Source organism: Mycobacterium adipatum (genome assembly GCF_001644575.1).
Lineage (GTDB): Bacteria > Actinomycetota > Actinomycetes > Mycobacteriales > Mycobacteriaceae > Mycobacterium > Mycobacterium adipatum.
Window position 1 is genome coordinate 259472 of the sequence record NZ_CP015596.1, and the last position, 20062, is coordinate 279533.

18 protein-coding genes are annotated in these 20062 nt (G+C 69.4%); 6 read left to right on the plus strand and 12 right to left on the minus strand.

What is annotated here, in order from left to right; translation table 11 throughout:
- The first annotated feature begins 207 nt into the window (after positions 1-207).
- Positions 208-2565 carry a beta-propeller fold lactonase family protein gene (locus A7U43_RS01170; protein ID WP_067990179.1) on the plus strand — a complete coding sequence of 786 codons (2358 nt, stop codon included), beginning with the start codon at positions 208-210 and terminating at the stop codon, positions 2563-2565.
- A 40-nt stretch (positions 2566-2605) separates the two neighbouring features.
- Here the strand turns inward: A7U43_RS01170 and A7U43_RS01175 are convergent, their stop codons facing one another.
- From A7U43_RS01175 to A7U43_RS01185, 3 genes are read right to left on the minus strand one after another with little or no spacing between them, the layout of a single operon-like run.
- Complete coding sequence (locus A7U43_RS01175; RefSeq protein WP_156525807.1) at positions 2606-3376, minus strand: hypothetical protein; 771 nt, start codon at positions 3374-3376, stop codon at positions 2606-2608.
- A gap of 42 nt (positions 3377-3418) precedes the next feature.
- Positions 3419-4834 carry a WS/DGAT/MGAT family O-acyltransferase gene (locus A7U43_RS01180; protein ID WP_067990185.1) on the minus strand — a complete coding sequence of 472 codons (1416 nt, stop codon included), beginning with the start codon at positions 4832-4834 and terminating at the stop codon, positions 3419-3421.
- Positions 4835-4863: 29 nt separating this feature from the next.
- Complete coding sequence (locus A7U43_RS01185; protein WP_067990188.1) at positions 4864-6087, minus strand: alpha/beta hydrolase; 1224 nt, start codon at positions 6085-6087, stop codon at positions 4864-4866.
- A 126-nt stretch (positions 6088-6213) separates the two neighbouring features.
- Here A7U43_RS01185 and A7U43_RS01190 point away from each other — a divergent pair, with 126 nt between their 5' ends.
- The 3 genes from A7U43_RS01190 to A7U43_RS01200 all read left to right on the plus strand — a co-directional run bounded on the left by A7U43_RS01190 (position 6214) and on the right by A7U43_RS01200 (position 9920).
- Complete coding sequence (locus A7U43_RS01190; protein ID WP_067990190.1) at positions 6214-8382, plus strand: acyl-CoA dehydrogenase; 2169 nt, start codon at positions 6214-6216, stop codon at positions 8380-8382.
- A 78-nt stretch (positions 8383-8460) separates the two neighbouring features.
- Positions 8461-8991, plus strand: coding sequence for an HD family phosphohydrolase (locus A7U43_RS01195; protein WP_067990193.1), 531 nt, complete (start codon positions 8461-8463; stop codon positions 8989-8991).
- A gap of 14 nt (positions 8992-9005) precedes the next feature.
- On the plus strand, positions 9006-9920 hold the full coding sequence (locus tag A7U43_RS01200) for an alpha/beta hydrolase (protein ID WP_067990196.1): 915 nt from the start codon (positions 9006-9008) through the stop codon (positions 9918-9920).
- Positions 9921-9944: 24 nt separating this feature from the next.
- On the opposite strand, the gene A7U43_RS01205 is transcribed toward A7U43_RS01200, so the two are convergent.
- Entirely contained in the window at positions 9945-10331 is a 387-nt protein-coding gene (locus A7U43_RS01205) for a heme-binding protein (RefSeq protein ID WP_067990199.1), read from the minus strand.
- A gap of 367 nt (positions 10332-10698) precedes the next feature.
- On the opposite strand from A7U43_RS01205, the gene A7U43_RS30535 reads away from it, so the two are divergent.
- Positions 10699-10830 (plus strand): hypothetical protein, encoded by a 132-nt coding sequence (locus A7U43_RS30535; protein WP_257747832.1) that lies wholly within the window; start codon positions 10699-10701, stop codon positions 10828-10830.
- A gap of 18 nt (positions 10831-10848) precedes the next feature.
- Here A7U43_RS30535 and A7U43_RS01210 read toward each other — a convergent pair whose 3' ends face one another.
- The 6 genes from A7U43_RS01210 to A7U43_RS01235 all read right to left on the minus strand — a co-directional run bounded on the left by A7U43_RS01210 (position 10849) and on the right by A7U43_RS01235 (position 16700).
- The gene (locus A7U43_RS01210) at positions 10849-12150 is read right to left on the minus strand and encodes an amidohydrolase family protein (protein ID WP_067990202.1); all 1302 of its coding nucleotides are present in this window, start codon (positions 12148-12150) and stop codon (positions 10849-10851) included.
- A complete protein-coding gene (locus tag A7U43_RS01215) occupies positions 12144-13250 on the minus strand; it encodes a CoA transferase (protein ID WP_067990205.1) in 1107 nt (368 codons plus the stop codon). Before A7U43_RS01215 ends, A7U43_RS01210 begins: the two co-directional genes overlap by 7 nt.
- A 19-nt stretch (positions 13251-13269) precedes the next feature.
- Complete coding sequence (locus A7U43_RS01220) at positions 13270-14166, minus strand: hotdog family protein (RefSeq protein ID WP_231963755.1); 897 nt, start codon at positions 14164-14166, stop codon at positions 13270-13272.
- Between the two features lie 88 nt (positions 14167-14254).
- The gene (locus tag A7U43_RS01225; RefSeq protein WP_067990210.1) at positions 14255-14629 is read right to left on the minus strand and encodes an ArsR/SmtB family transcription factor; all 375 of its coding nucleotides are present in this window, start codon (positions 14627-14629) and stop codon (positions 14255-14257) included.
- Positions 14571-15833 carry an MFS transporter gene (locus tag A7U43_RS01230; protein ID WP_067990212.1) on the minus strand — a complete coding sequence of 421 codons (1263 nt, stop codon included), beginning with the start codon at positions 15831-15833 and terminating at the stop codon, positions 14571-14573. The genes A7U43_RS01225 and A7U43_RS01230 overlap by 59 nt, the downstream gene beginning before the upstream one ends.
- Before the next feature lie 48 nt (positions 15834-15881).
- Positions 15882-16700 carry a helix-turn-helix transcriptional regulator gene (locus A7U43_RS01235; RefSeq protein ID WP_067990215.1) on the minus strand — a complete coding sequence of 273 codons (819 nt, stop codon included), beginning with the start codon at positions 16698-16700 and terminating at the stop codon, positions 15882-15884.
- A gap of 101 nt (positions 16701-16801) precedes the next feature.
- On the opposite strand from A7U43_RS01235, the gene A7U43_RS01240 reads away from it, so the two are divergent.
- The gene (locus A7U43_RS01240) at positions 16802-17512 is read left to right on the plus strand and encodes an SDR family oxidoreductase (protein WP_067990216.1); all 711 of its coding nucleotides are present in this window, start codon (positions 16802-16804) and stop codon (positions 17510-17512) included.
- Here the strand turns inward: A7U43_RS01240 and A7U43_RS01245 are convergent.
- Together A7U43_RS01245 and fadD4 are read right to left on the minus strand one after the other, a co-directional pair.
- Positions 17475-18383 (minus strand): enoyl-CoA hydratase/isomerase family protein, encoded by a 909-nt coding sequence (locus tag A7U43_RS01245; RefSeq protein WP_067990219.1) that lies wholly within the window; start codon positions 18381-18383, stop codon positions 17475-17477. The two genes, A7U43_RS01240 and A7U43_RS01245, sit on opposite strands and share 38 nt — an antisense overlap.
- A gap of 1 nt (position 18384) precedes the next feature.
- Entirely contained in the window at positions 18385-19902 is a 1518-nt protein-coding gene (fadD4, locus tag A7U43_RS01250) for a fatty-acid--CoA ligase FadD4 (RefSeq protein WP_067990222.1), read from the minus strand.
- Between the last annotated feature and the right edge of the window lie 160 nt (positions 19903-20062).

Sequence of the window (20062 nt, forward strand, 5' to 3'; positions counted from 1 at the left end):
GGCATGGGCATCGCCATCACGGCCGCGCCACCAACGGCAACCGCAGACTCCGGCACGACACCTTCAAGCGACACGCCTTCCAGCACCGCAGCACATCCGGAGTCCTCGCCTCACGTCCCCTCGACGGCCACCGCGAGGACCGGCCGGCAAACCGTGGTGTCAGCCGCCCGCACCCGGACGGCATCCCCGCGCGTTTCCAGGCGAGCAGTGGATCCCCGTATCCGCACTCGGGCCACCCCGGGCGAGACCATCAATGCCCGCGAGGACAACCTCGATGGAGACGCCGGCGCGATTCGGGCGACCGCAGCCGATGACGAGCCGAGCGCGGTCGCGTCTGCGCACACGGTTCAGGTCGAGACGCCACGCGCCGACATCGCCGGTGTGGCAACGGCCCCACCACAGCCGCCAGCATCGGTCTCGGTCGTCGTCGGCCCGCTCGGCGCGGATGCCCTGTCAGCCATGGGCTCCGAGCCCGCCGGTTCAGGCCCATCCTCGGCCATCTGGGTGCTGGCCGCTGCCGCCCGCCGAGAGCTGGGCAGCCCCGACACCGAGCCCGGCGAGGCATCGGCGCTCACCACGGCGTCGGCCACCGCGACGGCGTCCGCCGTCCCGTCCACGATCATCAACATCCCGGTCGGGCGCACCCCGGCGGGGCTGGCCATCACCCCCAATGGCAGGCGGGTGTACGTCGCGAACGGCAACGCCGGCACGATATCGGTGATCGATACCGCGACCAACACCACCATCGGAAACCCCATCGTCGTGGGCACCGCGCCGGTGGCGTTGGCCATCAATCCAAGCGGCAGCCGCCTCTACGTCGCCCACAATGCCAACGGCGGCAACAAGATCACCGTGATCAACACCGCGACCAACAAGGTCGTGGGCACGTTCGGTGTCGGCAGCGACCCGTTGAGCCTCGTGGTCAGCCCCAACGGCAAGCGACTCTACGTCGCCAACGCGAATTCGGGCACCGTATCGGTGATCAACACCGCGAACAACAAGGTGGTCGGAAACCCTATTGCCGTTGGTGGCCGGCCACACGGCATCGCCGTCAGCCCCGACGGCACCCGCATCTACGTTGCGAACAACAGCAGCAATTCGGTCTCGGTCATCGACACGGCCACCAACACAACCGTAGGGGCACCGATACCTGTTGGGGCCCAGCCGATGTCGGTAGTCGTAAGCCCCGACGGCGGCCGGGTATACGTGGTGAACAACGTCAGCGGCACCGTATCGGTCATCGACGCCGCCAGCAACTCGACGGTCGGGCCTCCGATCTCCGTGGGCAGCAAACCGACCGCCCTCGCCGTGAGTCCGAATGGCAAGCTGATGTTCGTGGCCGTCAGCGCCAACACCAGCGTCGCTGTGATCAGCACCGTCACGAACACCATCGTCGGCGCCCCGGTCACGGTGGGAATCGCTCCGGGCGGTGCCGTCGTCAGCCCCAGCGGCCGGTACGTCTACGTCAACAACTGGGGTACCAACAACGTGTCCGTCATCGACTTGGGGCTTCCGGCATCGGCCGCCGTCAGCCTCGGGAGCCCGGCTTCCAGCAATGGCAAGATCAGCGGGAAGTTGACCGTCACCGACTCCTTGAGCATCCGCTATTCGACAGGCGCACCCACCAAGGGCATGGTGGTCATCAATCCCAAGTCCGGCTCGTTCAGTTACGTCCCGTTCCAAACGGCGCGCCACGCCGCGGCGGCGGTGACGGCTAGCGCCGCGGACAAGGTGGACAGCTTCACCGTGACCGCGACCAACAGCGTCGGGGTGTCGGTCACAGTGCCGGTTACAGTGCAGATTCTGCCGAAGAACACCGCACCGACCCTCAAAGTCACTGTCAGCAAACCCAATTCCACAACCAGTGTCGTCACCATCAAGTTGACCGCCGGCGACGCGGACAAAGACGTTCTGACCTATTCCATACCGGCAGAGACCGCTCGGGGGACGCTCGTCCGAAACACCGACGGCACGCTGACCTTCACCCCGAATACAACCGCCCTGGCCCAGCCGGGAAAGGACACCTTCGGGATCACCGTCGACGACGGCCACGGCGGCACTCGAACAGTGTCGGTGACCGTCATCGCCAAGGCTCCGCCACTGGCGCTACGCGTGGCCAAATTTGTCAACGACAATCATGGCAATACGGTCGGAGACGGTGAGTGTGTGGCCTTGGTCAAAGAGTTCCTCCGCATACACGGCGTCGTCGCCGACGCGTGGGGTCACGCCGTCAACTACGCCTGGCGCCGCGGCACCGGCGGCACGGAGCTTGAGAACAGAAAGTTCAAGTGGCACACCGACACCAAGTTTCAAGACGGCGACATCATCGTCTACGAGCAGGGCGGTTATAACCTCAGCAGCGCCGGCCATATCGGCATCTGGTTCCAAGGCAAGCTGTACGACCAGAACAGCGGTTGGCACACGACCTTCGACAAATCGCTCCCGGGCCGGACGGTCCAGACCCGCCAGGCGGGCTTCTCACCCTTCTGGAACAACGGAAACGGTCCGCCCTACAAACCCAACGGGAAGAGACCCGTGGGCTACCTGGGCTACTGGCGCAAGTGATTGCGCCTGTCGCCGCCACCTGAGCTGAGACGAGGGTCAGTCAACACAGCGGCGTGTGCTGGCAGACCTCCGGCGGCGGCGGCGGAAGCTGTGGGCGCGGAAGCTGCGGTGGCGGCGGGAGCCGGGGCGGCGGCGGCAGCCGGGGCCCCCGCGGACCACCACCGCCGCCGTTCGTCGCGGGTGGGGCCGGGGCGGGCGCGGGTTCGGGGGGCGCCGGGGGCCTGGCCGGGGGCAACGGCCCGGGCGGCGCCGGCGGTCCGGAGGCTGCGGGCAGCGTCGTCATCGCCCAGATGGCGACCGGCTGCGGGTCCAGCATGTAGTTCGCGGGCGCCGCGGTGAGTTGCAGCTGCGTCGGAGCGACGCCGGGGCGCAGGTGGAAGAACACCCAGCCGGTCGCGTCGGCGACGACCCGCGCGGGCAGGGGCCGCGATTTCAGAACGGCCGGCCGCGACGGCGCGATCTGTTCACCGCCACCGACCAGCAGCCGGAAGCCGCCGTTGGAGCCCGTCGCGTCGATCGGCGCGGACACATCGGCGAACGACACCTCGATACCCAGTTCGAGCTCGTCACTGCCGTCCTGGCGCACCAGCGCCACGGTGTCGGCCCGGGGAGTGACGGTGGCACCCTTCACGGTCAGCGGGGCACCCAGCAAAGCGGTGCCGGGAAGAATCGACACCCCGCCCGCCGCGGCGTCCGAACTCGCCTCGACCGACGAGCTCGCGGGCCGCGAGGGTGCGGCCGGCCCGTACGAGCAGCCGACCGTCACGGCCGCCAGCCCCGCGACGGCAGCCACGGCGCCCAGGAATCTCATGGCGTCATTCTCGCCCATCGTCGATGCCGAGGCGCACCCGTGTCACGTCAGCGCGGTCTCGATGGTGGTGAGTTCCTCGGAAATTCCTGCTGCACGCCGGATCTCGCGCAGCTCCTGCACCATGGCCTCGGTCACCTCGTGCGGATCGTCGACCGTCTCGGTGTCCGACAGCACCGAGATGTTCAGCTGGTCCACATAGCTCCACACCGTGATGTTCAGTCCGCTGGCCGCCGTCAGCGGGCCGACCGAGTAGATCTCGGTGACGGTGGCGCCGCCGACCTTGCCCTGCTGGCGGGGTCCGGGCACATTCGAGATATTGAGGTTGAGCACCTTGTTCTGGCCGTCTTTGTCCGACAGCCTGCGAAACAGCGCCTCGACAGCGGCCGGCGGCATATAGGACGCCCAGCGGGCCACCAGTTCGGGCCCGATCAGCTGGTGGCCCTCCTTGGCCAGATTCGCCGCCGCACTTGCCTTGCGGACCCGCTCCAGCGGATCGGGCTCGTCGACCGGCAGCGCCATCAACACGCCGCTGAACCGGTTGCCGGAAATGCGGTCCGGGGAGAAGTCGAAACTCATCGGCACCGAGGCCAGCAGCGGGTGGGCGGCCTTACCCTCATAGTGCAGTTGCAGTGTGCGCAGGGCACCCGAGGACATCGCCAGCACCATGTCGTTGATGGTGGCGCCCAACTGTTTCCCGGTCGATTTGACATCAGCCAGCGCCAGCGAGGCGGTCGCGAAGCGGCGCCCGGGCGTGAGGACGTGGTTCATGAAGCTCGGGGGCGGGGTGAACGGGCGAGTCAGCTCGGGGCCCAGCTTGCGGCTGCTGCGCCGCACCCGACCCACCCCGTCGGCGGTGTACTTGACCAGGCCGGGGAATCGGCCGATCTGGCGCAGATGGTCGCGGAAAGCCGAACGCACCAACTCCGATTTGGACGGTTCGGGGTCGGTGGCGTACGAATCGCGGTCGCGCTGCGGCCCGTCCTGCAGATCCATCCCCCTGGCGAGCAGGTTCGCCGACGCGACCCCGTCGGCCAGCGCATGGTGGATCTTCCCCACGACCGCGATCCGGTCATCGGCGAGGCCCTCCACGAAGTACATCTCCCACAGCGGCCGGCTGCGATCCAGCGGGGTGCTGGCGATCTCACCGATGGCCTCGTCGAGTTCCCGACGGCCACCAGGCGCGGCGAGCCGCCACGGGCGGACGTGGTACTCCAAGTCGACGTCGGTGTTCTCGCGCCACATCGGGTGGTGAAATTTGAACGGGATGTCGACCAGCTGATAACGGAACGGGTCCAGCTTGTACAGCCGGCCGTGCAACACGTTGCGGAAGTCTTCGACACCGAAGGTGCGTCCACCCAACCCGTGCAGGTCGATGATCGCGATCTTCAAGGTGTGCATGTGCACGTTGGGCGCTTCCGTGTACAGCAGGAACGCATCCCAACCGCTGAGCCTCTTCACCGGCTATTTCCTCCCCTGGCTGGAGGAGTCTATATAACCGCTTTGGCCTTGGCTGCCGTCGAGTTTCGGTGGATCTGGTTGAGGAACAATCCGATTGCCTTCGCCATCGCGCCGGTGCGCGCGCCGTCGGTCATGTCGAAACCGTGACCGGCGCCGGGGAACTCGACGTAGCTGACCGGTCCGGCCGAGGTGGCTTCGAGACGGTCGACGAAGCTGCGTGCCTGCGCCACCGGGATCACGGTATCCCCGGTGCCGTGGATGACCAGGAAGGGCGGCGCGTCGCGGTGCACCCGGGCGATCGGCGACGCCTGCCGGAAGATCTCCGGATGACGGGCGATCTTGCGGCCGACGACGACTCGCTCCAGGAAATCGACGAAACGATCCCGTTCGACGGTGGAGCGGTCCTCCCAGTCGTAACGCCCGTAGATGCCGACGACGGCATCCACCGACGTGTCCGCGTCCTCCGGCAGATCACCCTGCAACTCGGGATCGCCGGCCGTCAGCCCGGCGAGGGCGGCGAGGTGGCCACCGGCCGAACAGCCCGCGATGGCCACGAACTGGCGGTCCCCGCCGAATTTGTCGACATTGGCCCGCGCCCAAGCGATCGCCGCCTTGACATCGGTCATGTGCCGGGGCCAGCGGTGGTGCGGTGCCACGCGATAGTCGATGGACAGGCAGACCCAGCCCTGTTCGGCCAGATGCGAGAGCATCGCGTAGCCCTGCAGCATCCGGCTGCCGTGCACCCACGCGCCACCGGGCACGAACAACAGCACCGGCGCGGGTTCGCTGGGCAGTTCCTCCGGCCGCCAGACGTCCATCAACTGCATCGGGTGATTGCCGTATCGCACCGAGGTGCGGTGGACCTTGCGCCGATAGTCCATGGTGTTCCACAGCGGCGGCAGTTGCTCGGGTGCGGGCCACTCGCCGGCGAGTTCGGCCGCGGGAACCACGCCGCGCAACCCGTCCTTGGCGACGGTCACGGTCTGGTCGCGCTCGGCCTTGCGGAGCGCACCGTTACCCGGCGCGAACCACGCCTTGGCCGTCGCGGACATCATCTCCGGGAACTGCCGGAAGCCCCAGACACCCATGGCGGCCAGCCCGCCGAGGGGCTCGAGCTGCTTGCCGATCACCGGCAGCGACGCCGAGGCGACAGTCAAGGCGAGCATCCGGTCGGCGTGGTTGGCCTTCAGCAACCAACGTGCGCGGCTCATCAGCGTCGGTCCGGGGTACCGGGTGTCCGGTGAGGCCGTCATGGCGCGAGCGTACCCGCGCAGGCCCCTTCCTAAGCAGACATTCTCGCGGAACTGTCTACAAGGTCGTCAAATTGTGACCTGCATCACTTCTGGGTGCTCTGGCGGGGCCGGTAACTTCAGATCACCATGACTAAGTCAGCGCTGGCCATTACCGAAGAACACCAGGACCTCGCCGCCGCGGCAGTCGGCCGACTCCAGCGGTCCGGTAGCCGCGCGGCCGCCCGCGCCACCCTCGATCAGCCTGGCGGCTACTCCCGCGAAATGTGGTCGGCGGGTGCCGAACTGGGCTGGAACGGACTGGCCATCGCCGAGGAATTCGGCGGCTCGGGCTTCGGGTTGGCCGAGCTGGCGATCATCGTCGAGATCACCGGCCGCGAGCTCACCCCCGGCCCCTTCCTACCGTCGGTGGCCGCGGCCGTCGCCATCGACCGGTGCGCGCCCGATTCCGTTCGGGCCCAATTGCTTCCGGGCCTCGCCGAGGGCAGCACCATCGCTGCGGTCGGGCTGAACGTCCAGGTGAACATGGAATCTGACCTGACGGCGACCGCCGAGTGGCCGGCGGTCCTGGGCGCACCGGACGCCGACGTGCTGGTGCTGTCCGCCGGGGAAGACCTCATCGTCGTCGACGCGGGCGCCGAGGGCGTGACCGTCACGGCGCTGCCGACGCTGGACACCACGCGCACCGTCGGCGCCGTCACGATGCGCGGTGCCCAGATCCCGGCCGACCGCGTGTTACGCGGCGCCGCCCGGCATGCGCGCACCGTGTTCCGCATCCTCGCGGCGGCCGAATCCGTCGGCATCAGCTGGGCCTGCCTGGACATGGCCGTCGAGTACGCCAAGGTCCGCGAGCAGTTCGGCCGCACCATCGGCACCTTCCAGGCGGTCAAGCACCACGCGGCGAACATGCTCGTCGACGCCGAGCAGACCACCGCCGCCACCTGGGCGGCTGCCCGGGCCGGCGACCTGGATGCGGCCTGGCTACCCGCGGCGACGGCCGCTGCACATGCCATCCGGGCCCAGGTGTTCAACGCGCAGAACAACATCCAGCTGCACGGCGGCATCGGGTTCACCTGGGAGCACGACGCGCACCTGTACCTGCGCCGGGCCCGCAGCCTGTCCGCGCTGCTGGCCGACGGGAACGATCCGCTGGCCGACCTGGTCGACGCCCAGCGGGCCGGGCTGGCCCACGGCACCTCCTTCGAGGTGCCCCCGGAGGCCGAACGATACCGGGCGGCCGCGGTGCAGGCGGCCACCACGGCCCGCTCGCTGCCCGAGGACGAGCGGCGCGATTTCCTGGTCGATTCGGGTTATCTGGTGGCGCACTGGCCCAAGCCGTGGGGCCGTGCCGCCGACGTGCTGGAACAGCTGGTCATCGAGGAGGAGTTCCGCGATGTGTCGATCCCGGACATGGGCATCACCGGGTGGGTGACCCTGACCATCGTGCAAGCCGGCACCGACGATCAGCGGGCGCGGTGGGTGGAGCCCGTGCTGCGCGGTCAGTCCATGTGGTGCCAGCTGTTCTCCGAGCCCGAGGCTGGTTCGGATGCGGCCGCGGTGCGGACATCGGCGAAACGCGTCGACGGGGGCTGGCGGGTGACCGGCCAGAAGGTGTGGACCAGCCTGGCCCAGCACTGCCAGTGGGGCCTGGCCACCGTGCGCACCGACCCGGACGCACCCAAGCACGCCGGGGTCACGATGATGGCCATCGACATGAAAGCACCTGGCGTACGGGTGAATCCGTTGCGGGGACTGACCGGCGACGCGCATTTCAACGAGGTCTTTCTCGATGACGTCTTCGTGCCGGACGCCGATGTGGTCGGCGACGTGAACGAGGGCTGGTTGGTCGCCAGGGCGACCCTCGGCAACGAGCGCATCTCGATCGGCGGCGGGTCGGGCGCCCCGACCGGATTCACCACCGCCGACCTCGTCGCGCTGCTGGACCAGGCGCCGCCCGCGGTGGCCGCCGCTCACCTGCACGAAGCGGGCGGGGTGATCGCCCAGGCCCTGACCCTGCCGATGCTCAACCTGCGCCGGGTCAGCCGGGCCATCGCCGGCGCCGAACCGGGCCCCGAGGGCAATGTCACCAAACTGCTGGTCGCCGAGCACTCGCAGCGGGTCACCGAGCTGGGCATGGCCCTGGCCGGTGCGGCGGCGGTGACCGGCGGAGCCGACGGACTGGCCCGCGCCTACCTGGGCAATCGCGCCATGACGATCGCCGGCGGTACCTCGGAGATCACCCGCAACACCATCGCCGAACGGATCCTGGGCCTACCGCGCGACCCTCTACTCAAATAGGTTCCGGGTGAACAACATTCGGTGAACATCCGGTGCGCAACCGCACGGTCCGGCGGAGATGGCGCTATATCTGAAGCCATGCCGGAGCACACCGATCTGACCGTGCTGCTGCGCTCACTGCGCGGAGTGTGGGACGAGGTCGCCGTCGACGAACTCGACCATGCGCTGCAGTCCGCCGCCCGCGCACTCGATGACGGCGCCGATGACGAACTGGTGCTGGCCGCCGCGCTGCACGACATCGCGCACAGCCCACTGCTGCCCGCGGGACCGGCACACGATGTGCTGGCGCGGGACTGGCTCACACCGCGCTACGGCGAGCGTGTGGGCTGGCTGGCCGGCGCGCACGTGGCCGCCAAGCGCTATCTCGCGGCCACCTGCGCCGATTACCGGCTCAGTGCGACATCGGAACACTCGTTGCGGCTTCAGGGTGGCGCCGCGGTGGACCCGGCCTTCGTCAACCATCCGTGGTGGCCGGACGCGTTGCGGTTGCGCCGCTACGACGATGCGGCCAAGCAGCCCGGTGCCGCCGCCGTCTCCGTCGCGGAGGTACTCGCCCTCGCCCGGCGCGTGCACACCGCCCGGGAATCGGGCCGCGGACGCGCGCCGTAAGCAATACTGTTGCGGTGTCGACCAGCGCCGCATTCCACGCCGATCTCGCCCGGGTCGCCCGGATCCTGCCCCGCAAGATCGTCACGCCGACGAATCTGGCTCTACTGCAGCGGATGACCGCGCTGACCGCTCGTCGCACCGCGAGCGGGGTGGAGGTCCTCACCCTGCCCTCCGGCATCGGGGTGCGGCTCTACCGGCCCACCGGGGTGAGCACGCCGGCACCCGCGCTGCTGTGGATTCACGGCGGCGGATATGTGATCGGCAGCGCCGCCCAGGATGATGCGCTGTGCCGACGCTTCGCGTCCGCGCTCGGCGTGACGGTGGCCTCGGTGGACTACCGACTGGCGCCGCGGCATCCCTACCCGGCCGGCCTGGAGGACTGCTACGCGGCACTGACCTGGCTGGCCGGGCTGCCCGCGGTGGATCCGGGCCGGGTCGCGATCGGGGGTGCCAGCGCCGGTGGCGGCTTGGCCGCCGCGCTCGCACTGTTGAGCCGCGACCGGGGTGCGGTGTCGCCGGTGGCGCAGCTCCTGGTCTATCCGATGCTCGATGACCGGTCGGTGGGCCCGCAGTTCGATCACCCCGGCCACCGGCTGTGGACCCAGGAGAGCAACCGTTTCGGCTGGTCGGCCTATCTCGGCGACGCCGACCCCGAGATCGCGGTGCCCGCCCGCCGGCAGGACCTGAGCGGGCTGCCGTCCGCCTGGGTGGGCGTGGGCACCCTGGACCTGTTCCACGACGAGGACATCGCCTACGCGCAGCGGTTACGCGCGGCGGGGGTGGCATGTGATCTCGACGTGGTGCCGGGAGCCTTCCACGGTTTCGACGGCATCGCACCGAAGAGCGCAGTCGCACGGCAGTTCTTCGACAGCCAGTGCGCCACGCTGCGCCGGGCGTTCACCGGCGAACCGGTCCCGTCACCCACCTGAGCGGATGACGGGACTCGTGTTCTGTCAGCCGGCCATGAATTCCGAATAGGCGGAAGCCAATTCGGGGGACAGCAGTGAGACGTTGCACTGCCGCTGGGTGTCCCCGATCGGTGCCAGGATCCCGCGGAGCTCGTAGTACTCCTGCGAGTTCGCGGTGAAGTACGCCCGGATATTCGCCGACGCCTCGGCACGCGGCTGCGTGCGCGCGGCCTGCACGACCTGGTTCGCACCGGGGTGGGCATTCAGGTAGGCGCTGGCGGCACCGGTCACCGAGCTGACGGTGCCGGCCACGGCGTCGGGGCTGCAGTTGGGCGCGGCCGACGCGGTGGGGGCAGCTACCAGAGCTGCGGCCGCCGCACCCAGCAAGAATCCGGCAGATCCACGGCGCATGATGGTGTTCTTGAGCTTCATGATTGGTTGGTGTCCTTCGTCTTTGTGACTTGTGTATGCCTCGTCCTAGACATCCCTGGCTTACGGTCCCAGACCCGAAATACACGGTACCCGTGTCTTGTTCGTGCCCCATCGGGTCGGCGGGCAAACATCGGCGGCGCCGGTGGGCGTTACGCCGATGGGGCGTGAGCTTGGTCGCAATCGGACCGCCGGACGACCGCGTGCCCTGATGATTCGGCGTGCTTTCTTATGTCAACCGGCAAATTCTTAGTTGATCGTGATGTGCACTGTGACCGGATTGTTATCCGGTGTGCCGCTCCGGCGGCGTCGTTTCGGGCTTGGACCGGGCGGGTAGCCCGGATGTTCGCGACGCGAGAAGGGAGAGGCGATGCCTCGCGGCAAGGGGTTGTACGTCGACGACGACGATTCCGACGATGGCTCCCGGCGGGCCGTGGATGCGGCCGAGGTCGACGAGCAGACGCCGGACGTGGACAAGCCGGTGGCCGAGCCGCCGGACTGAGGTCACCGGCGATAGGGTTCACCGGCGATAGGCGATCTCGCCGGCGATCACGGTGGCCGCCACGGCCTCGCCGTCGAGTTCGGACAACAGCGTCTCAGGCGGTACCGCAAGCACGCAGAGATCGCCCGGCTGGCCGGGAGCGACCGTGCGCGGCACGGTCGGGGCGGTGGCCGTGCCGAAGAAGAGGTTCAGCGCGGTACGCGCGTCGATGCGCTCGGCCTCGCCCAGCACCGTGCCGGTGGGGGTGCGACGGTGCACCGCGGCGCGCATGCACGCCCACGGATCACCGTTGCCGAACGGCATGTCCGTGGACAGCGCCACCTTCACCCCGGCGGCCACCAGCGACGCCACCCGCCACAGCTGGTGGTGCTCCTCGGCCGGCACGTCGACCAGATACTGCTCGCCGCGTTCGGCCACGAAATTGGGCTGGGTGACCACGGTGACACCGAGCGCGGCGAGGTCGTCCACACAGTCGTCGGGCACCACGGCGGCGTGCTCGATGCGGTCATCGGGGTGGCCACCTGCGGCACGCAGCGCGGCGATGGTGATGACGAGTTGGGCCGCGGTCACGCAGTGCACCGCCACCGGTGCGCCGTCGCGGTGGCGGCGGGCCACCCAGTCGGTGAGGTCGTCGAGGTCGAGACCGTCGTCATGCAGGATGCGTTTTCCCGGTGCCAGGTGGTGCAGTCGTTGCCGCATTCCGCCGTGCCGGTGCACCTCGTCGAGTTTGACCATCTCGCCGATATCGAGGTCCGGGGTGGCATCGGTGATACCGGTGACGCCATGGGCGCTGAGCCGGTTGCTCAGGTCGTCGAGCGCGGTGTCGCGGCGTTGCAGGGCATCCGACCAGGCGCGGTCGGCGCTGCGCAACCGCCCGTCGGGATGATCGGCCAGGCCGACGGCGGCCAGTCCCGCGGAGTTCAGCGTCCACAGGATCCCGCTGCGGTGCTGGACGCGCACCGGCACCGTCGGGGCGAGCGTGTCCAGCCGGTCCCGGTCCAGCGGCCCGGCCACCGCCTCGTGGTACCCCACCGCGCGGATCCACCCGTCCTCACCCGGCTCGGCGGCGGCCAGCACCCGAGCCAAATCCGCCCGGTCACCGACGTCCGCGGGCCCGACCCGTACCGAATGCGCGGCGGCCGCAGCGGAATGCACGTGTACGTGATGGTCGTGCAGGCCGGGGATGACCGCACCACCGGCCGCATCGTGCACCTGTTCACCGGCGTGCGGGGTCAGATGCTCGGCCACCGCGGTGATCTGCGCCTCGACCCGGAGGTCGACCACCCGCCCGTCGAGCAGGGCCGCCCGTTGAATCAACATGACACGGAATGCCTTTCGTCCAGCAGCGCGTGCACCGCGGCGCCGTCGGCGCCCAGCGCGGATGCCGGCGACCCCGTCTGCGGTCTGATGGGTTCCCGTGCGGGGCCACCGACAAACCCGGCATAGCCGGCCGCGGTCGCCGCCATCGAGATCTCGATGAGCTCGCCACCACCGCGGGCCAGCGCGTCGGTCACGGCGGTCGCGGCGTGCAGTCCGGCCAACGGATCCGCGACGGCGTCACCGACGAATACCGGTCCTTCGGTGCCATATTCGACCAGTCCACCGGCGACCGCCGCGTCGTCACCGAAGGCCACCCGGGTGGCCATGTCGCCGTCACTGCCATATCCGGTGAGGCGCAACCAGACCCGCCCGGCCCGCGGTGAGACGTCGGTCGGTCCCAGGCCACGGCGGACCAGTGCCGCCGGCCGGGATGCCTCGATCACGACGTCGGCGGCCTCGAGCAGCCGCCGCATGGCCGTTCGATCGTCGAATTCGACCGCATAGGAGAGCTTTCCGCGGTTCATCCAGTCGAAGAAGGCGGTCGATCCCGTTCGCGTGCCGTCGGGACGTCGCGGGCTTTCCACCTTGACCACGGTGGCACCGGCGCCACGGAGCAGCTGCCCGCACAGCGGTCCCGCCCACATCGACGACAGGTCGGCCACCAGCAGCGGCGCCCGCCGTGTGCCACGTGGCCCGCAGGGCCGGCTCACCGGCGGGGCCGGCGGCACCTCACCGAGGACCGCGGCCGGCATACCGAGCAGGCGGGCGCGCTCCACGGCGTCGGCCGCGGGCCGGGCGGCCACCCACTGCCGCAGCACCCGCCACGGGTCGGCACCGACGTCGTCGGCCTCGATCAGCGCCGGGACTGCGGCGGTGTCGTCGGGGCGGGACAGGGTGAGCGCGCACCAGGTGTCGGCGGCGCGCAGCAGGCGGGTGGCCCCGCCGGCCGAGATCTGGCCGTTGGCGCTCAGCCCGAGCAGCGCCGCTCTGCCGGTGAGCAGCGTGGCGGCATCGACGACGACCCCGGTGCGGCTGGTGTACGCGTCGGCCGTGTCTTGGGCCCGCGCACACAATGCCTGCGGAACGCGCACGGTGCTCACACCGCCATCTTGCCCGCTGTCAGAAATGCAGTGCGGTGAAGCGCCAATCCAGCACCTGTCTGCCGTCCTCGCCCGCGGTGTACACGAGCGAACGAAGCCGCAGCCGGGTGCCCGCGGAGGTGGGCTCGGCGCCCTCGATGTGCAACTCGCTGTGCAGGGTGTCGTTCTCGTGGACGGGTCCGGTGTGATCACAGGATTGCCAGCCCAGCACGACCGCCAGATCGGGCAGGAGCCGGGTGGCCTGGGCCAAGGCCAGCCCGATGGTATGCCCGCCGTACACAAGGCGCTGTCCGCCGACCCGCCAATCGTGGTGGGTGGCAGCGATGTTCAGCGAGAGCCGGGCCAACTCCGGTGCGTTGCTGACGACGTCGGCGGTACTGTGCAGCACGGCGCCGACCAGGTCACTGTCAAAACCTGCTCCGGTGAATGCCGCGGCGTTCCAGGCCGCGGTCGGATCCGGCGGGGCCTTTCGGTCGGCGCCCACCGCGGCCAGGTCATCGCAGTGCCCGGTGTGCACATCATCGGCGGACAGCGGCAGCATCGCGCAGCGGTAGAAGTCCAGGACCGATCGCCCGTCCTGGTCGGCGGTGGTCATCCGCAGGGCCGCCAGTCCGGTCGCGGCCCGGCCCGCCTTGGCGGTGTTCTGCCGCAGGGCGACCACCTCGGTGCGGGTGCTCAGGGTGTCCCCGATGACCGGGAAACGGTGGAAGTCGAGCCCGCGGTAGAACAGGTTGGCCTTCACGCGCTGGGTGACCAGGGTCGACTGCCCGATGGCCACATCGCAGACCAGGGCGGGGTGCGCCAGCGGGCCGGGCTCGCCGGTGACCGCCGCGGCCAGTCCGGCGTCCAGCGCCAGCCGGAGCCGATCGCCGAGAATGCTTTGGTGCGTGGCGGCCGCACCGGAGGTCAGGGTCATCGACGGTGCGGTGTCGAACACCTGCCCGACCTGCAGATCGTCGAAGTAGGGTCCGCCGGCGATCGCAGTCACGGCTGGAACTCTAGTTTCAGCTGTGCGGCGGCTCGCCGGTCACCCGGTGGTCGGCGTGGTTGAGGCCTTCCTGGACCAGCCTGCCCAGGTGCCCGTCGCGCAGCCGGTAGAACACCCGTCGGCCGTCCTTGCGGGTGTCGACCAGCCGGGCGAACCGCAGTTTGGCCAGGTGCTGGCTGACGGCGGTGCGGGACCCTCCGGTCACCTCGGCCAGCGCGCTGACATCGGCCTCGCCCTGGGTCAGCAGCCAGAGCAGATGTAGCCGGGTCGGGTCTGCCAGCATCCGGAAGGTCTCGCTGGCGGCGTCGAGGCGGTCGCGGTCGGGCGAGGCGTCATGGACGAGACTCGGCGACGGGACGGGACGGACTTTCCCGGGCTGCGTCTTGCCCATCTGCCGCACCTCTCCGCGCCATGATCCATGCCGCGGCGAGTGCCGCGATTGATGCGAGGATAGCGAGTGTCACCGCAGCCAGCCCCTGATTGACCGCCGCGCCGACCCAGCCGGCGATCGGATAGGTCAGCAGGAACCCGGCGTGCGACAGCGAGAACTGAGCGGTGAACAGCGCGGTCCGGTTGCGCTCGGTGCTCGCCCGGCGCAGCAGCCGCCCCGCCGGGGTGTTCACCAGCGATGTCGCCGCGCCCAGCAGCACCCAAGCGCCGGCCAGCACGGGCCGGCTCGGGTCGCCGGCCACCAGGACCATCGCAACCACCACGAGTCCGCCCGCGGCCGCACCGGCGCCGGCGAGCATGACCACCCGATCGGTCAGGACGGTGAGCAGACGCGGCACCAGCAGCGCCACCGTCATCGATCCCGCCCCGTAGCCGGCCAGCAGCATCGCCACCTCGGCCGCACTGCCGCCGAGCATGCCGCGCACGTACACCACGGTGTTGACCATCACCAGCGCGGTGGCCGCGGCCACTGCCAGATTCATCGCGACAAGGGCACGTAACTCACGGTGGGTCAGCATGATTCGTAGGCCAGAGAACAATCGACGGCGCCACGGGGCACCGTCGGGGGTGATCTCGGGCACCGCCGTGCGTAGCACCAGCGCGGCCGAGAGCAGGAACCCGACAACCGTTCCGGCGAACAGACTGTTGTAGGACATCACCATGAGCATCGCGGCGGCCAGGACCGGGCTGGCGGCCGCCTCCAGGTCATACGCCAACCGGGACAACGACAGAGCGCGCGTGTAGTCCCGCTCGTCGGTGAGCACGCTGGGGATCACCGCCTGAAAGGCCGGCGTGAACGTCGCCGAAGCCGCCTGCAGGACGAATACCAGCACGAAGACCTGCCAGACCTGCCCGACGAACGGCAGCAGCAGCGCAACCGCGGCCCTGGTCAGATCGGCGCACACCAGCACTGCCCGGCGCGGCAGCCGATCGGTCATCACCGCCATCACCGGCGCAACGAAGACATAGGCCAGCATCTTGATCGCGAGCACGGTGCCGAGCACGGCTCCGGCGGCGGGTCCGGCCAGGTCGTAGGCCAGCAGGCTGAGCGCGACCGTCAGCAGCCCGGTCCCGCCGAGCGCCACGATCTGCGCGGCGAAGAGCCGCCGGAACACCCGGTTGCCCAAGACGCGCGATGCACTCACGGCTCCAGAATGCCATATATGTGCGCACGTGCGCACATATAGTTACCTTCAGCGGCCGGCGGTGGCCCCGAGGCTGCCGAGCAGCGCCAACGCGTCCGCACTGGGGGAACCCGGTTCGGCCTGATAGACCACCAGCTCCTGGCCCGGCGTCGACCGCACCCCGAAGGTCTGCATCTGCAAGGTGATCGTCCCGACGTCCGGATGTCGAAACGTCTTGGTGGACAGCGTTTTCCCCCGGACATCGTGATGCGCCCAGAGATCTGCGAATTCGGGGCTGACCGCCAGCATTTCGGCGAGGACGGTCGCGACCCGCGGGTCCGAGGGTGCTTCCCCGTAGTTGCGGCGGAAGCCCGCGACGGAGTTCGCCGCGATCGAGGGCCAATCGACGTAGAACCGGCGGGCGCGCGCCTCGGTGAACACCAAGGCCAGCAGATTGCCGTGGGCGCCGAAATCACCGAACAGCGTGTCGGCGATCGCGTTGGTGGCCAGCACGTCATAGGCCCGGTTGTAGACCAGTGCCGGATTGTCGGGCCAGGCATCCATCAGCCGCAGCAAGGCGGGGTCGACCCGGTCCTGGGTGCCCGCGACGCGCGGTCGCGGCGCCAGCCCGGCGATCCGGAACAGATGCTGGCGACCGTCGTCATCGAGGCGCAGCGCAACCCCGAGCGCGTCGAGCACCTGCGCGGACGGTGACCGTTCCCGGCCCTGTTCCAGACGGACGTAGTAGTCCACGCTGACCCCGGCCAGCAGGGCCACCTCCTCGCGCCGCAGCCCGGGCACCCGGCGGTGCCCGGTGCTCATCAGCCCCACATCACCCGGGCCGACCAGGGCGCGCCTGCTGCGCAGGTACTCACCCAACTCCGACATACCGCCACAGTAGGACGCACACCGGCCGTCGTGCCTGGGTGCGCTGCACCCAGGCACGTCGCGGCCTGGCTGACCTCGCGGATCGGCCCGACCCTGGAGCCATGACCGCAACCAAGATCGTCCTCGTCACCGGAGCCACCAGCGGTATCGGCGCGGCGGTGGCCCGCAGGCTGGCCACCCAGGGCCACCGGGTGCTCGCCGGCGGACGCCGCGCAGACCGGCTCGCCGAACTCGCCGGCGACAACCTTCAGGTGCGCCGCCTCGACGTCACCGACCGCGCCGACTTCGCCGCGTTCGTCGACCACGCGATCGCCGCCTACGGCCGCATCGATGTCATCGTCAACAATGCCGGCGTGATGCCGCTGTCGCGGATGGACGCACTGCTGGTCGACCAATGGGACGCCATGATCGACGTCAACATTCGGGGATTGCTGAACGGGATCGCCGCCGGGCTGCCACATTTCCAGCGGCAGGGCAGCGGGCATTTCGTGACCGTGGCGTCCGTCGGCGCGCACGAGGTGGTGCCCACCGCGGCGGTGTACTGCGCGACCAAGCACGCGGCCTGGGCGATCACCGAGGGCCTGCGACAGGAACTCGATCCGGCCATCCGGGTCACCACCGTCTCCCCCGGAGTGGTGGAATCCGAACTGGCCGAATCGATCACCGATGCAGGCGCGGCCGCGGCGATGAAGGCCTACCGTGCCGACGCCATCGAGCCGGACGCCATCGCCCGGGCGATCGGCTATGCGATCGACGAACCCGCCGAGGTCGACGTCAACGAGTTGGTGATCCGGCCGGCACGTCAGCGCTGATCTCGTCGACCAGGCCCCACGCCAACGCGGTGTCCGCCCCGATGGTCGCGCCGGAGAGCACGAGATACGCGGTACGCCAACGCCCGATCCGGCGGGTGATGCTCACGGTGCCACCGGCACCCGGGATGAGCCCCAACGCGAGTTCGGGCAGGCCGATCGTGGCATCGGGGTGACACCGGATATGCCCGCAGTAGGCGGCCATCTCCAGACCGCTACCCAGCACCTGGCCGTGCACCTCCGCCCGGCAGTGGGTGCCCAGCCGCTCGGTCAGTTCGGCGAGCACGAGGGCCGGGCTGTGCCGGGTGCGCGCCAGGTGCGCACCGGCCGGGTCGGCGAAGGTACCGAATTCGGCGAGATCGCCTCCGCTGCAAAAGGACTTGCCGTTGCCGGCCAGCACCACTTCGCTCACCGATTCGTCGAGGCGGGCCACCTCGAGGGCCTCCAGCAGGGCGGCGCGCGCATCGGTGGTGAACGCATTGTGTCGCGCGCTCCGGTTGAACCGGATGCGCAGGGTGTCGCCGTCCCGTTCGGCCCGTACCGGGTCTGGCAGCACCGGCAGCCGCGCGGGCCCGCGTTCGCCGAGCCAGCGGGCGAACTCGGGTCCGGACTGCAGCGTCGAGTACGCCAGCGATTCGGTGATGACACCCGCGAACACCGATGCCGTGGCCGCGGCCGCACGCAGTACGTCGTCGCAGATCGCCGCGGCGTGCGGCCAGCGTGCGCACCGTTCGGTGAGTTCGGCGACTGCCTCGTCGACCGAGGCCACCGTGACGGCGCGGCGGTCCGCACCGGCCGTCTGGGTCAGCGTGAACGTCGCGTCGTCCTGCGGATCACCGATCGCGACGCGGATGCCGCCGGGCAGGTCCAGCACGTCACGAATACTTGTTGATCAACTCCTGCTTGTACAGCTTGCCGGTGTCGGTGCGCGGCAGCTGTGCTTCGAACGAGATCGAGCGCGGGCACTTGTAGTGCGACAGCTGATCCCGCAGCCAGGCCAGCAGCTCGTCGGCGAACTCGGGGGTGGCGTCGGCGGGATCGACCGTCTGCACGACACCCTTGACGGTCTGTCCCATCTCGTCATCGGGGATGCCGAACACCGCGGCATCCATCACCTTCGGGTGGATGACGAGCATGTTCTCGGCTTCCTGCGGGTAGATGTTCACCCCGCCGGAGATGATCATGTGGTGGCGCCGGTCGGTCAGGTACAGGTAACCGTCCTCATCGAGATACCCGATGTCCCCCACCGTCTTCCAGCCGTGCGAGTCCCGGGAGGAGGCCGTCTTCGCCGAGTCGTTGAGGTACTCGAAGTCGGCCCCGCCCTCGAAGAAGATCTCGCCGGGCTGGCCGGCGGGCAGCTCGTTGCCGTCCTCGTCGAGGATGTGCACCACCCCGGTCATCGCCTTGCCGACCGAGCCCGGATGGGCCAGCCACTCGTCGGCGCTGATCAGGGTGGCACCGATGGCCTCGGACGACGCGTAGTACTCGTCGACGATCGGTCCCCACCAATCGATCATCTGCTTCTTGATCTCCACCGGACAGGGCGCCGCGGCGTGCATCACCCGCTGCAGGCTCGACACGTCATAGGACGCGCGCACCTGCTCGGGCAGTTTCAGCATGCGGGTGAACATGACCGGGACGAACTGGCCGTGCGTCACGCGGTACTTCTGGATGGCGTCCAGGGCGCCTTCGGCGTCGAACTTCTCCAGCACCACCGTGGTGATGCCGCCGGCTTGGGCCTGCATCGACCACACCGAGGGTGCCGTGTGATACAGCGGTGCCGGGCTCAGATAGATGGCTTCGGGGTTCATCCAGAACGACACCAGGGCGGCCATCATGCCCGGTGTCTCCGAGGGCGGCAGGTGCGGCAGGTCACGTTTGATGCCCTTGGGCCGGCCCGTGGTACCCGACGAGTACTGCAGCAGATCGCCGTCCATCTCGTCGGCGATGGGCGTGCTCGGCTGGTCGGCGACCGCGTCCGGGTAGGTCGCCCAGCCGTCCAGCTGCCCCGTCGTCAGCAGGACCGAGGGCAGGCCGTTGGGCAGATGCTCGGCGAGTCCCTCCAGAACCGGGCGTAGCGCCTCGGAGCCCACGATCGCCTTGGCGGCACTGTTGTCGATGATGTAGGCCGCCTCGGCGGCGGTGAGATGGGTGTTGATCGGCACGTAGTACAGACCGCTGCGGCGCGCGGCCCACATCACGGTGTGCATGTGCTCGTTGTTCTCGATCAGGATGGCGACCGCGTCACCCTCCACCAGGCCATGCTCGCGGAAGTAGTGCGCCAGCTGATTCGCCCGGGCCTCCATCTCGCCGAACGTGACCACCGTGCCGGAGGGGTAGAGGATGACTGCTGGCTTGTCGGGGGTGGCGACGGCCGTTTCGCGGATCTGCATGAGCCGACTTTACGATGCCGTCACCCGGCTCCGGCAGCCAAGTCACCAAAAACTTGACATCCGTCAAGAACGTCCCCGGTGGGCGGCGTGACCGGCGTCTCGGACCACCGCGATTGGCGCCCGGGATGCGCGGGTAGCCAACCGGGCGTGCAAGGACGCA